Raw genomic sequence first — 12,477 nt, 5'->3', positions numbered from 1 at the left:
GCACGGCCTCACTTGCCCAGGCAAGTCATGACGAGTGTTCCTCACTTGCCTGGGCAAGTCAACGTGTGCGGTATTGCTCAGGTTTCGAGTTGCCTGGGCAAGTAAGATCGGCTCATGACCGACGCCCGCTGGCTTGACGACGAGCAGCAGCGACTGTGGCAGGACCTGCTCACCGTCGTCATCGCACTGCCCACGCTGCTGGATCGTCAGTTACAGCGCGACGAGGGGATCTCCAACTTCGAGTACAGCGTGATGGCCCGACTGTCCATGACGGAGGCGCACACCATGCGGCTCAGCGACCTGGCCGCGCAGTGCAACAGCACTCAGCAGCGGCTGTCCAAGCTGATGGTCCGGTTCGAGCGTCAGGGATGGGTTGTCCGATACCCGGATCCGGACAACGGCCGGTACACCCTGGCGACCCTGACGGACACGGGACTGCGGAAGGTCGAGCAGAGCGCACCGGCTCATGTCGAGCGGGTCCGGCAACTGGTGTTCGACCCGCTCAGCGCCGCCCAGCAACGCCATCTCGGCGCCGCACTCGCCCGCATCGCCGGACCGGTCCGCGATCAAATCGAGAGCGGTGGCGCCGGGCAGTGAGCTTTCCGGTCGACAGATCGACGGGACCGGGGAGGGCAGCGTTCCCGACGAGTCGTGGCGCAACCGGTTCAAACTCAACGCCCGGCTCGTGCCCGATTCTCGGCACCGGTGCGCGCCAGCTGGCGACGACGTCCGTCACACTCGACGTGACCAACCCACCCGAGATGGCGCGCACGATCGGCGGCAGGTCCGGAAACGTGATCAAGCCGGCAGGGCGGGGCTCGGAGGTCTCCGCGGGGATACGTCGGGACGCGGCGGCGTTGCGGTTTCGGACGCCGGGCCGGCGCGGTCGCCGTGTTGCAGCGGGGCCTACGGTTGGGGCGTGATCACCTTTCCGGTCGATGATGTGACGCCTGCTGGCGCCCTGCTGCCGACGCGGCCGCTTGGCGGGCTGTTCCCGGACGCCCTGGCGTTCGGTGGTGACCCGGCGCTGCCGGTGCTCGACCCGGACGGGGTGCACCCGCTGCTCAGTGCTGTCGCCCGGGCGTTCGCCGGCCATCGGCCGCTGGTGCTGTCGCCCGACGCGGTGTGGCTGACCATCGCGCAGGGCGTCGCCCAGCACGTCCGGCTGCACGCCGATGAGCTGCGCCCGCGGCTGGCCCGGCACGCCGGCAGGAAGCGGCTTACCGTGTTCACCGACGGGGCGCTGCCACACGACACCGTCTCGTGGGCGCACGCCATCGAGGTGTTCGCCGAGTTGCTCGCCGCCGAGATCGACGACGCGGACCTGTTCGAGTGTGACTTCTCCACGAGCACGGACGTCGAGCGCACGGCGGGGCGGGTGGTGCTGCTCGATGTCTATTCGCCGTACTTCTCGCTGATGTGGGTGTGCATCTGTGGTATCCCCTCCGTCACGCTGACCGGCACGGTCGAGGACTGGCGACGCATCCGCGCGCGGATCGACGCGATCGCCGGCTTCGGCCTGCAGACGTGGTGCCGATCGCTCGCACCGATCGCCGACGAATTCGTCCGGGCCGCGGCCGGTGACCCCGACCCGGAGTTCTGGCAGCGGATCTACAACCCGATCGACGCGTACGGCGGTCATGTGATCACCGGCTGGGCGGCCCGCTTCTATCCGTACCTCACGGACACCACGGCCGACGTGCCGAACACGCTGCTGGAACTCCCGATCGGCGAGCCACGCGACGTGACCGCCGGACCCAGCAGCCCCTACACCGGCCCAGGCGTCCAGAGCTCCTCGATCCCCGCCGCACTGTCGCGCGTGGTCGTCAACGTCAACGATCGGATCTGCGGCGACAATCGGGTGGTGGCCCTGCACGCCGGCCTCGTCGGCGTCGCCCAGGACCCCGACGGCGCGCTGCGGCCGGTCGCCGGCTGGCACCTGACGCCGGCGACCATCGAGCTCGACGACGTGATCGACCGGTTGGTACGTGAGCACGACACCACCCCGCCGCAGGACATACCCGGCGAGGCGCCCGTCGAGGTCACCGCGCTCTACCAGCGCGTCGGCTCCGCGACCCTGTTCGGCGGCCGCTGGCGGCTGGTGCCGGCACACGAACGCCGCTACCTCGACACCGGCATCCTGGACCTGTGGACCGAGACCCTCATCGAGCTGGCCGACGGCCGGACCATCGCCGCGGTGAGCGACGTGTCCACGCAGCTCACGTACTGGGTGCTGTGTCGGGTGGTGGAGGTCGGCGAGCCCGGACAGTCCACGCCCCGGTACCGCCTGGCCGACGACCCGGCCGACGTCCCGCTGCTCGGCACATCCCTCGCCATACTGCTCGACGCCGCCATGGACTCCGGCAGCAACATCGCCCACCTGGAGACCGGCCGCCTCAACCAACTCGACACCACGGCCGCCGCCTGAACCGCTGCCGATCACCTGAACGGCTCACGGTTCCACCACTTCCCGGACCTACGCGGCGCATAGGACCACGGCGCGTCGATTGCAAGAGCTGACCGCCACTGGCGAGCTTCCGGCACCAGCCGCCGGCACTCGGGCAGCCGAAGCACAGCGATCTTTCAGAACGTACGGACGCGGGCACGAACGCCTCCGCGAGGCGGCGGCGCCCCGGCAGATTTCACGCAGGTGAACCGGTCGGATCGAATCGTTTGTAGGCGCAGGACTGCGGGTACGAAACCGGGCATGACTGAGTCAGAGGCCGCCAATGTGAACGACCCAATCCAGCGGGCAGACGAGGAGTTCGACCAGCTCAAGAAGGAGTCGGAGGAGCGCGCCGACCGCACCGCACAGGTCGAGCGGGAGCTCGACGGCGACGAGGATCTCCCGGATCGGGATTGACCCGCTCCAAGCTGCTCGGGCGTTTCCCGGCAGATGAGCATGTGTTCAGAGGTGTCAGAGGCGCTCCACGCGGTCGGCCTGCGGACCCCGGTCGCTCTGACGCACCGTGTACCGGACCCGGTCGCCCTGCTGCAGCGGTTCCGACCCTGCGACCACGGACACGTGGACGAACAGGTCGTCACCTCCGGCGTCCGGGGTGATGAACCCGAACCCGCGGTCGCCGTCGTAACGTGCCACGACGCCCTCGCCCGCGCGTGCGGGCGCGCCCCGTGACGGCGGCTCCCTCCTGGCGGGTGCCGGTCCGGCCGGTGCCGGGCGTCGTGGTGGCGGTACGGGCTCGGCCCCTCGGACCAGCTGCACATCGCGGGCCTGCGGGCCCTTGTCGCCGCTGACCACCTCGTACGCCACGCGGTCGCCTTCGTCCAGCCAGGTGAGGCCCTCGACCAGGGACCGGGCGTGGACGAAGACGTCCCCGCCGCCGGAGTCGGGAGCGATGAAGCCGAAGCCCTTGTCCTCGTCATACCAGGAGACGGTTCCGTCCGCCCCGTCGGCACCGCCGGCCGTGGCGGACAGGCCGGCCCCGGGACCGAGCGGGACCACGTGCGCGGCCTGCGGGCCGCGCTCGCCGTCGACGACGACGAAGGCCACCCGCTGCCCGTCGGTGACCACACCACCGGTCACGATGGCCGAGCTGTGCACGAAGATGTCAGGGCCACCGCCGTCCGGCGAGGCGAACCCGTACCCCTTGGCCGGTTCGTACCAGTTGACCGTGCCGAGCAGGCCCACGGCACCGCCGGCGGCCTGCTCGGCGGTGACACGCACGCGCAGCGCCTGGGGACCGCGGTCGTTCTCGCCGGCCTCGAACTCGACGGCCTGGCCCTCACGGAGCACCTTCGGGCCGCCTTCACCCACGATCTCGGAGGCGTGCACGAACACGTCTGGCGAGCCGTCCTCAGGCGCGAGGAAGCCGAACCCCCGTTCGGCGTCGAACCAGCGGACGATCCCCTGCGGCATAGGAAAGCTCCAGATCGTAGAAGCGGCATTGCTCCCAGTCTCGCTTACGGCGTCGTGCCCGGGACCACCGGGACCGGCCACGGTCAGTCGGTTGCAGGAGGTCGTAGGCGGCCAGGACGCGGGCGGCGGTCGCGAACGACCCCGACCGGCTCGTCGCGGCGGCCCGCCCGCCGCGCGGCCGCTCGACGTGGCCGACGATGGGTTCGACTCCGTGGCCGAGCGCGTCGTTGCCCGGTGGGCCCGCTCAGCGCCGACGGTGACCGGTCCGGACGCGCCGACACCGTGCCCGGCCTGCGGCGCTGACCCGGACCAGTCCACCGACCCCCAGCGCACGCTGCTCAGCGTCGCCGTGTCCGGCGTCAACCCGACCGACTGGCAGGCCCGCTCCGGCAACGCCCACCGCAAGCTCTTCCCTGAGATAACCCCGCACCTCGACGGCGCCGGCGTGATCGACGCCGCGGGTGAGGGCGTCGACCTGGGCCGGGTCGGGCAACGGGTGTGGCTGTACATGGCCGCCGCCGGGCGGCCCACCGGCACCGCCGCCGAGTTCACCGTCGTGCCCGCCAACCAGGCCGTGCCACTGCCCGACGAAGCCGGCTTCGACGTCGGCGCCTCGCTCGGCGTGCCCGCGCTCACCGCACACCGCGCACTGACCGTCGCCGAGGACGGGCCGCGCCGCCTGCACCCCGGCGCACTCGACGGCAACATCGTGCTCGCCGCCGGCGGGGCCGGCGCGGTCGGGCACGCGGTCATCCAGCTCGCCCGATGGGCCGGCGCCACCGTCATCAGCACGGTCAGCGGCCCGGAGAAGGCGAAGCTGGCCACCGCAGTCGGCGCCCACCATGTGATCAATTATCACGAGGACGACCCGGCCGCCGCCATCCGTGCGATCGCCCCGGACGGCGTCGACATCGTCGCAGAGGTGGCGCTGGGCGCGAACCTCGCGCTGGACCTGGCCGTGCTGCGTACCCGCGGCACGATCGCGACCTACGCCAACGAGGGCGGACAGGCGGTCGAGCTGAACGTGGGGCAGAACATGGTGCTGAACACGCGCTTGCAGTTCCTGGTGCTCTACACGGCCGGCCCGCAGGCGCGCGCCGCCGCCGTCGAGGACGTAGCCGCAGCGGTCCGCGACGCCGCCCTGCCGGTCGGCGAGGAGCACGGCCTGCCACTGGTCCGCTTCCCGCTGCTTCGCACCGCCGACGCTCACCGGGCAGTGGAGAACGGCACGGTCGGCAAGGTGCTGGTGGACGTCACGCCCTGAAGCTCAGCCAGCAGCCGCACCTCCGCCTCGCACCAGTGCGAGTCCGCAGCTCGGCACGAGCACACCCGGTCCGGGGGTGGTCAAGCTTGGAAGCCACCATGCACGAACGGCGGCATGCGCGAGCATCCTGGCCGGTGCTGACGCGGGCTTGGTCGGCGGTCCGCGGCAGCGGTCCCCGGCGCGTCTCGGGTTCACGGCATCGGCGCACCCAGCATCGCACGTGCCCCGGGCGACAGGCCGGTGATGCTGCAGCCGTCGGACGAGCCTCGCCAATCTGCGCGCCGCAGCGTGAGGTTGATCTGGTCCACTCGTCGACCTTCGGCCGCCCGGGTGGTCGTCCCGTTGGGCTGATAGCCCAGCGCTGCCGATACCGCCAAGGAGGGCTCATTTGTCGCCCAGGCGGCGGTGTCCGCACGCTCGGCGCCCAAGCCGGCGAACGCGAGATGCAGTACAGCCCTGCGCATGGCCTTGCCGTGTCCGGCCCGTTGATATGCGCGGCCGATCCACGACCCCGTGGAGACCACCCGCGTGACGGCGAAGTCCTGCGCGCCGATCTCCTGCACGCCGACGAGCACACCACCCACCTTCGCGGCCAGCATGAGGTTCCACCGCTCCGGTCGCCAGTCGGCGAAGGCCGCCCAGTAGTAGCGCAGGAACCGGCGCTCCGCTTCGGGGGACTCACAATCCTCCCATCCGCCGACCGGCGTGCGCGGCAGATAGTGATTCTGCGGATCGTAGATACCGGCAGCGGCCAGCCGCGCGACCTCCACCAGCGTGCCCTCGCCGGGAACGAACAACTCGACATCCGGTGTCCGGACCTGCAGCCCGACGACCGGCCAGACCTCCACGAACTCCATACGCCCATCATGGTCGACACGAGCGAAACGAACGCACGGTCATCGGCATGATCGAGCACTGCGGCAGCGGATCGGCATACCGGGCCGCTGTCACGAATCCTGACGATCTCCGCGTCGACCGCAGCGCGCGATCGGCGGCATGAGTGCGCACGCGATCTTGCTCGTATCAGGCTCGGGCGCTGGACGGCTGGTACGGGCGGTACCCGTCCGATGAGCCTCAGCAGCCGGGATAGAACACGGCCGCGATCGAGACGACGGCGAGCAGAACCCACGCACCGCCGAGGACGGCCCAGTAACTTGCCGCCGGCCGTGCGAGTGCAGAGAGGCCCGCGGCAACGCCGCCGAGAACGATGTGGGCGGCAGGGTAGACCAACAGGATGACGAACAGCACCGCAAACCGGCCGCCGGCGTCGAGGTCCACATCGCACCCCCGGGCGCCGCCGGCGAACCGCGCTGCCACGAATGTTGCAACATCGGCCAGCCCGTTACCGAGAACGGCTATGAGGAGCGCACAACCCGCCACCACAACCCCGGATCGCACGGGGGCGACGCTAGCACGATCATCCGCACGGCGGCAGATCCGGTAGTTGTACTCATGTGGGCTCCTGTGCGCGAAGCCGTCGCGTTCGACCATCTGGGCATGGGCTTGAGTCGACTGCTTACTGTCGATGCAACGCCGCCGTGAGGCTGGGACGGCATAGATAGGGGCGTCGACATGGCGACGTCTCGCGATGGTGCCAAAGCGGCCGCCGGTATCTACCGCACGCATCATCCGCGGCATGGGCGAACGCCGTCACGACGACCGCCCAGTGCGCGGATGCGGACTTCTCAGTAGCAGCGGGCGACGCGGACGAGCACGTACGCCTCGGCGAGTGCCGACAACGCCCAGAATCCCAAGCTCAGGGCGGCGAGCGGGACGGGTTCATGCAGGACGTTGAACGGTCCCATGAACTCTGCGAACGCGGCGGCGAGCCATACGATGACCGCGAGTCGCAGGGCATGCCGGTGCAGGCCCCGCGGCCACGCGGTGGCGATCGATTGGTATAGGAATGCGTAGCCGATGCCGAATATGAGCAGGCCGGTCAGAATACAGGCGGGTGTTTCGATGACGCGAGGAAGCGGCTCGAGTACCTTCCACACGGTGATGACCTTCGGGTGCTGAGTGTCCGGATCGAACAGCAGCCCTTGCCGGCCGCGCTGCGAACCGCCGAGCAGCCCGAATGTGAGCACGTTGCCGACGATGAACGCGAGCCCACCCGCGACACCGGCGATCACCGTGCGGGTCAGCGGTGTCGTGGTGGTCGGCATGTTTCCGCCGGCCGGGCCCTCATCTGCCGGGCGGCCCTGCTCCGTCATGGGCGACCGGCCTGGACGGAATGACGGGTGAGCTGCTCGGGATCGGTCTCAGCGATTTCTTGGAGCAAGATGCGAGCACTTTCGACGCGGGCCTCGTCGAACCGTTCGAAGATCCGGGTGGTGACCACGTCGATCCGGTCGCGCAGTTCGGCGTATCGAGCGGTGCCGGCTGTGGTCAGCGACACGACGCCGTCGTGCTCGATGAGTCCTGCGCCCTCCAGGGTGGTCAGGAGGTCTTGGACGGCTGCCGGGTCCAGGCCGTTGGTGGCGAGCAGACCCGACAGCACCGGAGCCGGGGTGGGGCCATGCAGTCCGAGCGCGTTGAGGGTGAACCACTGCGGCATGGTCACGTCCTCGGCGTTGAGTACCGCCACGAGCGGGGCGGTCAGCACACGTTGGGCGAGCGCGAGTGCGGTGCCGAAGGGCAGCCTGCTTGCTTGTGTCATGATCGTCCTCCAGGATTAGACAGGTGTCTGTCCAACTTATAAACTAGACAGGAGGCTGTCAATCATGTCGGTGGACGAATCCGCGACGCCGCTTCTCGGACTGCTGCTACGCCTTGCCGCGCAGCAGTGGGCAACCGACATGGACGCCGCGCTGCAGGCGCATGGCGTCTCCGGTCTGACCCCCGCACACGCGAAGGTCATCCCGTTCGTCCCGCCGGAGGGCATCCAGATCGGTGAACTGGCGCAACTGGCCAAGGTGCGCAAACAGTCAATGGCAAGCTCGGTTGACCTGTTGACGACCTCGGGCCACGTGACGCGGCGTCCCGATCCCAACGACGGACGAGCCAGCCTGATCTTTCTCACCGACAAAGGCCGGGCGCTCCGGCCGGCCTCGCGAGCGGCCGGCGAGCAGGTCGAGGAAGCGTGGGCGGACATCGTAGGCCGCGACCACATGGAACACCTGCGACAGACGCTGACCCGGCTCCTGCACCCCGACACCGATTTCGAGGGCGAAAGTGCGCCCGCACATCGGCAGAGTCGCGAGCCGGCCGACCAGCATCACCGCGACCGACCGTGACAACCTTGTTTGGTTGCCGCGCACGAACGGCGGCAGAGGCGGACACCTGATCAAGCTCGTCACGCGCGGGTGCTTCATGCGCGTCGTTGTGCCACTCAAACTCGGCTCACAGGTGACTGTTGACTGATCCACCGCTATGCAGCATCGGCAGAAAGTATCCGAGCCGAATCAAACGCCGTGACGCTCGACAGCCTGCGAAAAGCAGTATACGCAGAGCCTCTGGCAGCAGCCGCTACGTCGCGCTCTGCTAACCGAACGCGGCCGGCGCAGGTTAATCGTCAGCGGCGTCGAGTGGTAATCTTGCGCTGCAACACCACGTTAGTCATTCGGGTTGATAATGTCGCCCTAGACGTTTCTCAAGGTCTTTGACGCGATCAGCAACTCGTTCACCTTCTTCTAGAGTTGCCTCACTTATCTCGGTGTGCAAATGCGCGCTTGCCAGGCGGAAAAACTGATTCGGACTAGCGATGACGAGTCGGCAGCCTGCGCGTTGCTGCGCCTCGAGTGCAAGCTCTGGGCGCGGCCCTAGCGTTCTGCCGCGAACCCTAAGCACCCAATCCTCTTTCTGGTCGCCCGTAACGAATAACAGGTACCTCGGCTTTTTCCGGGACGCTTCGGTCAGGGTTTGCGCCCATTGCAAGTAGTCTCCAGCCGAGTTCTCCTTGTTCGAGTCCATGTAGCCTGGCGGGGTCCGGGCCTCGATCCGTCTCTCCGCCTCCCTGACTGCGTTCTCATGGTCTCCCGCGCCGTAACGCTCGCCCACCTTCCCGGCGAAAACCGATTCTAACTGACGGAGGACGGGATCCGGAGCGGCTGGGTCGAATTCCTCTTGAGTCGACTCAAGATCGTTTAGCATTTGGGTTGCGGACTCAATATCAGGCGCCAGTACGCCGATTAGGCGGTCGCGATCGAATGCCGACAGGCCTACCCTATTAGAAAATGCCCGTACCCGCGTTTCTAGTTTTTGCGCTTCGGCGCCATACGCCTGCACTATTGCTGACATTTCGCGATATGACTTGCCCTGCTCGCCAATAATGAGAAGTCGGTTACGGAAAAACTCCAGCGCCGCCTGATGCGGCAACCATAGCCTATCGCCCAATTTGGCTAGCACTGACAGGAAATTGGCTCGCGCTTCCGGGCCGTATAGGTATAGAGTTAGAAGGACGCTCGCGTCCACGGCGACCATTCCTTCCGATATGGCCAAGTCTTGGTCTTCGGTAGTCGGTGGAATGAGATGGGAAAACTGATCAGCTAGCCCTCGGTTCGCCATATAATGTCTCCCTGCTGCCCTAACCAACCCATCCGAGATCCGCCGGAACTCCCGAACTCGCTGGGATCCCGCGCGGATAGTCTAGGGCAAGCGTCGATGTGCTTGTGCGGGCCCTACGAGGAAAAGTATGCTCTAATGGTGACTGATCTGGCCGACGAAGCCTTGCACTTGGCGGCGCACAATTTCCTGACAGTGGACATGCCGGCAGACTTGCGAAGTCAACTCGTACCTCCGGCTTCCAACCTACCGGAAGAGTGTACCGAGGCCCAGAACACCAAGCGCGCGGCAGAAAACGCCGCAGACCATATGCTCGTGTACGCCAACGCAATTGATCGACTGTTGAAGTTCGGCCTGAAGGAGTTTGATCGGAAGAGCCTGCACCCAGACTCGCAGGATCTTTATCGAGCAGCCATCATGTTCGCTGGCGCAGGGCTCGACCGAGCGCTTAAGGCATTAATTGCCGACGCACTTCCAGCATTAGTGAACTTTGATGGGGCGGTGCAGGAGAAACTATTCACCTTCGCCGAGGGGGCTATCGCCGATGCGGGTGGTGTTGGTGTAAGCCCGGCCGCTCTCGTCAAGTTTCTCCTGGGGTCAGGCTCTTCTCCGCGCGACGTATTCGCCGACAATTGGGTAAAGTCGTTAACGGCGGGCAGCGCGCAGTCCACGCAAAGACTGGAAGAACTGGCGGGCGCTCTCGGTGTTGTCGAACCAGATATTCGAAAACGCCTCAAGGCAACCAAAACAAGGACTTCGACGCTTGAGAAGGCGTTCATTGCCCGGAATGAGGTGGCCCATGACCTCGACATTGTGAGGTCATGGGAACGCAGTAGCGGCGATCCGCTAGATGAAATTCAGCGCACTCGAAATGCCTCGGAAGTTCGCGGCTACGTCGTGGAGATGATGGACGTTTGCCAGCTGCTGATCAATGATGTTGCGGGACGACTGTCAGCTTCGCGTAACTAGCCGTACCTGGTTCGGCTCGAGGTGGTCGACTTGGAATGCAATCCACCGATCCGGGTGACAAGCTCGGCAGTCTTCTCGACGGTCTCCGCGCGGCTGTAGTCCGAGCCGTCGGCGCCGACCACGCCGCTGCGCCCAGTGCAGACGACGGTCGCCCGATTCGACCAGCGCCGTGCCAATGCCCCGCCCGGTTCCCCAAGTCGCCACGCCACCACAGCAATACGCCCTCGCAGGGGCACCGATCCGCATCCACACCCCCCAGCACACGGCCTCCCATACGATATCGGACTCGTTCGAACGTGCTGCTGACCAGTGATTACGCTCGGGCAACCGCAATTCCCGGCCGACAGACCCGAACCGGCGCGCGAAGCGAACCACGAACCGTCAACAATAAGAATGCGCACCGAATCTAAGCAGAGTTTGGGCGCACGCACATCGGCAAATCCGGTAGCCGTGATCAGAGGTGTCTTCGACCGCGTGGGGCACGGGTGATCTCTGGACTGCCGGTCGAACGCGAGCCGATGCGCTACCGGCTGTGCGGATCTTTGACAGCCACGACGAGTGTTGCGCCCTGGCCTTCGCCGAACTCCCAGCCGGCGATGGCGGTGCTGCCCGGCAGGTCGGCGATCGGTTGCAGGTCGGCCGGGCACTCGCCGGGGCCGAGGTAGTACGCGCCGGCGCTTCGTGCCAAGTGCGCGTTGAGGCACAGCCCGCGCAGGTGCCGCCGCAGGGCGTCGTCGTCGAGCTGGTTCAGGACGGGCTCCCAGCGTGGGTCCACCGCACTCGCGCCGGGTTGCAGGTACCCGTGCCTGGCGAGGGTCTCTTCGATGTCGGTGAGGCCGTTCGGGGCGCTCATGGTGAACGTCGCCGCCCGCATCGCGTCCAGGAGGGAGCCGTCCGTCCTTGGCCGCAGCAGGAGCACGGGGTACAGCCTGAAGGCGTCGGGGCTGAGCTCGTCGCGGCGCAGTGCACCCTCGAGCAGCGCTCGGCCGAGGTCTCTGCCGAACACCACGGCGGGGCCACTGTCCGCCGGTGTGGCGAGCAACGCCTTGAGCGCGGCCGGCCGCACGCTCTTGGCCACGAACGCCGACCCGGTGAGGTCCGGCACCCACCGCTCCGGGCCGAGCCACGCGCCGCCCCGGTCCTCGGACGGCCCGGACACCTCAGCGACCAGCTCGGCGGGGTCGAGCGCACCGAGAGCCTCGCCGGCTGTCTCGTCGTCGTAGTGGAAGACCGCGTACGTCGCCGCCGGGTCGAACTCCGTCAACGGGCGGCCGAGCAGCAGACCGAACGCATGGCCGAGCAGATCGTCCCAGTGGGACACAGTCGAGCGTCGTGGTGCCGTCACCTCCGGAGCGTACCGGACAAGGTCAACTACTCGGAGAGCTCGCCGCGATCAAGAGGGCAGCCGCCGCGGCGATGGCCTCCGGACCGCGCTCGGGCCGCACGGTGTGCAAGCGCGCCGATGCGCGACTCAGCTGCTCATGTCGAGCGCGATGCCGAAGTTCTGACCCTTCTTGCGCACGATCCAGGTGCCGGACACAACGCCGCGGCGCACCGTGACCAGGGGCAGCATCGTCGTGAGGTCGGAGATGAACATCGGATAGTGATGGCCGTCGGTGTCGCGCCAGATCAGGTACTTCGCAGATCGTCCGGTTCGCATGGAGTCCAGGGTCAGTGTCGCGGTGAACGCGACGTTGGGTCGCATGCTGTACGCCACGACGTACGAATCGTCGTCGAGGTACGAGTAGCCGCACGAGCCTTCGACATAGAAGAGCAGGTTCCCGCGCTCGTCGTATGGCACCTCGGTGATCGAGGTCTTCCGGGTTGTCATGACCGTCTCCCTGCCCTGGCGTCGTCCGCTCCC

Annotated in this window: 14 protein-coding genes and 1 pseudogene; 6 read left to right on the top strand and 9 right to left on the bottom strand. The window is 67.3% G+C overall.

Annotated features, from left to right (window positions below; all coding sequences use genetic code 11):
* The first annotated feature begins 114 nt into the window (after positions 1–114).
* The 3 genes from Dvina_RS41015 (at position 115) to Dvina_RS41005 (ending at position 2,863) form a co-directional block, all read left to right on the top strand.
* Positions 115–597 carry a MarR family winged helix-turn-helix transcriptional regulator gene (locus Dvina_RS41015; protein ID WP_223095553.1) on the top strand — a complete coding sequence of 161 codons (483 nt, stop codon included), beginning with the start codon at positions 115–117 and terminating at the stop codon, positions 595–597.
* A gap of 322 nt (positions 598–919) precedes the next feature.
* A complete protein-coding gene (locus Dvina_RS41010) occupies positions 920–2,428 on the top strand; it encodes a DUF4419 domain-containing protein (protein WP_223095551.1) in 1,509 nt (502 codons plus the stop codon).
* Positions 2,429–2,707: 279 nt separating this feature from the next.
* A complete protein-coding gene (locus Dvina_RS41005) occupies positions 2,708–2,863 on the top strand; it encodes a hypothetical protein (RefSeq protein WP_223095549.1) in 156 nt (51 codons plus the stop codon).
* A gap of 54 nt (positions 2,864–2,917) precedes the next feature.
* On the opposite strand, the gene Dvina_RS55845 is transcribed toward Dvina_RS41005, so the two are convergent.
* Positions 2,918–3,649, bottom strand: coding sequence for a cold-shock protein (locus Dvina_RS55845; RefSeq protein ID WP_425516573.1), 732 nt, complete (start codon positions 3,647–3,649; stop codon positions 2,918–2,920).
* A 30-nt stretch (positions 3,650–3,679) separates the two neighbouring features.
* Positions 3,680–3,877: pseudogene (locus tag Dvina_RS40990) on the bottom strand (cold-shock protein); the annotation flags it as partial.
* Positions 3,878–4,088: 211 nt separating this feature from the next.
* On the opposite strand from Dvina_RS40990, the gene Dvina_RS40985 reads away from it, so the two are divergent.
* Complete coding sequence (locus Dvina_RS40985) at positions 4,089–5,141, top strand: NADPH:quinone reductase (protein ID WP_380027887.1); 1,053 nt, start codon at positions 4,089–4,091, stop codon at positions 5,139–5,141.
* Between the two features lie 191 nt (positions 5,142–5,332).
* Here the strand turns inward: Dvina_RS40985 and Dvina_RS40980 are convergent, their stop codons facing one another.
* The 4 genes from Dvina_RS40980 to Dvina_RS40965 form a co-directional block, all read right to left on the bottom strand.
* On the bottom strand, positions 5,333–5,998 hold the full coding sequence (locus Dvina_RS40980) for a GNAT family N-acetyltransferase (protein ID WP_223095547.1): 666 nt from the start codon (positions 5,996–5,998) through the stop codon (positions 5,333–5,335).
* Between the two features lie 217 nt (positions 5,999–6,215).
* On the bottom strand, positions 6,216–6,632 hold the full coding sequence (locus tag Dvina_RS40975; protein WP_223095545.1) for a hypothetical protein: 417 nt from the start codon (positions 6,630–6,632) through the stop codon (positions 6,216–6,218).
* Positions 6,633–6,826: 194 nt separating this feature from the next.
* Complete coding sequence (locus Dvina_RS40970) at positions 6,827–7,354, bottom strand: hypothetical protein (RefSeq protein ID WP_223095543.1); 528 nt, start codon at positions 7,352–7,354, stop codon at positions 6,827–6,829.
* Positions 7,351–7,728 carry a MarR family winged helix-turn-helix transcriptional regulator gene (locus Dvina_RS40965; RefSeq protein WP_223095541.1) on the bottom strand — a complete coding sequence of 126 codons (378 nt, stop codon included), beginning with the start codon at positions 7,726–7,728 and terminating at the stop codon, positions 7,351–7,353. Before Dvina_RS40965 ends, Dvina_RS40970 begins: the two co-directional genes overlap by 4 nt.
* Before the next feature lie 136 nt (positions 7,729–7,864).
* Between Dvina_RS40965 and Dvina_RS40960 the strand changes: the two genes are divergently transcribed.
* Complete coding sequence (locus Dvina_RS40960; RefSeq protein ID WP_223095539.1) at positions 7,865–8,377, top strand: MarR family winged helix-turn-helix transcriptional regulator; 513 nt, start codon at positions 7,865–7,867, stop codon at positions 8,375–8,377.
* A gap of 322 nt (positions 8,378–8,699) precedes the next feature.
* On the opposite strand, the gene Dvina_RS40955 is transcribed toward Dvina_RS40960, so the two are convergent.
* Positions 8,700–9,554 carry a PIN-like domain-containing protein gene (locus Dvina_RS40955; RefSeq protein WP_223095537.1) on the bottom strand — a complete coding sequence of 285 codons (855 nt, stop codon included), beginning with the start codon at positions 9,552–9,554 and terminating at the stop codon, positions 8,700–8,702.
* A 228-nt stretch (positions 9,555–9,782) separates the two neighbouring features.
* Here Dvina_RS40955 and Dvina_RS40950 point away from each other — a divergent pair, with 228 nt between their 5' ends.
* Positions 9,783–10,613 carry a hypothetical protein gene (locus Dvina_RS40950; RefSeq protein ID WP_223095535.1) on the top strand — a complete coding sequence of 277 codons (831 nt, stop codon included), beginning with the start codon at positions 9,783–9,785 and terminating at the stop codon, positions 10,611–10,613.
* Positions 10,614–11,136: 523 nt separating this feature from the next.
* Here the strand turns inward: Dvina_RS40950 and Dvina_RS40945 are convergent.
* Both Dvina_RS40945 and Dvina_RS40940 read right to left on the bottom strand, forming a co-directional pair.
* A complete protein-coding gene (locus tag Dvina_RS40945; protein WP_223095533.1) occupies positions 11,137–11,958 on the bottom strand; it encodes a hypothetical protein in 822 nt (273 codons plus the stop codon).
* Between the two features lie 126 nt (positions 11,959–12,084).
* Positions 12,085–12,444: a hypothetical protein gene (locus Dvina_RS40940; protein ID WP_223095531.1), complete on the bottom strand. Its 360-nt coding sequence runs from the start codon at positions 12,442–12,444 to the stop codon at positions 12,085–12,087.
* Positions 12,445–12,477: the final 33 nt, after the last annotated feature.

Origin of the sequence: Dactylosporangium vinaceum, from assembly GCF_019904175.1 — a bacterium.
GTDB classification, from domain to species: domain Bacteria; phylum Actinomycetota; class Actinomycetes; order Mycobacteriales; family Micromonosporaceae; genus Dactylosporangium; species Dactylosporangium vinaceum.
Note: the sequence above shows the minus strand (reverse complement) of the source record. Positions and strands in the feature narration are given on the sequence as shown.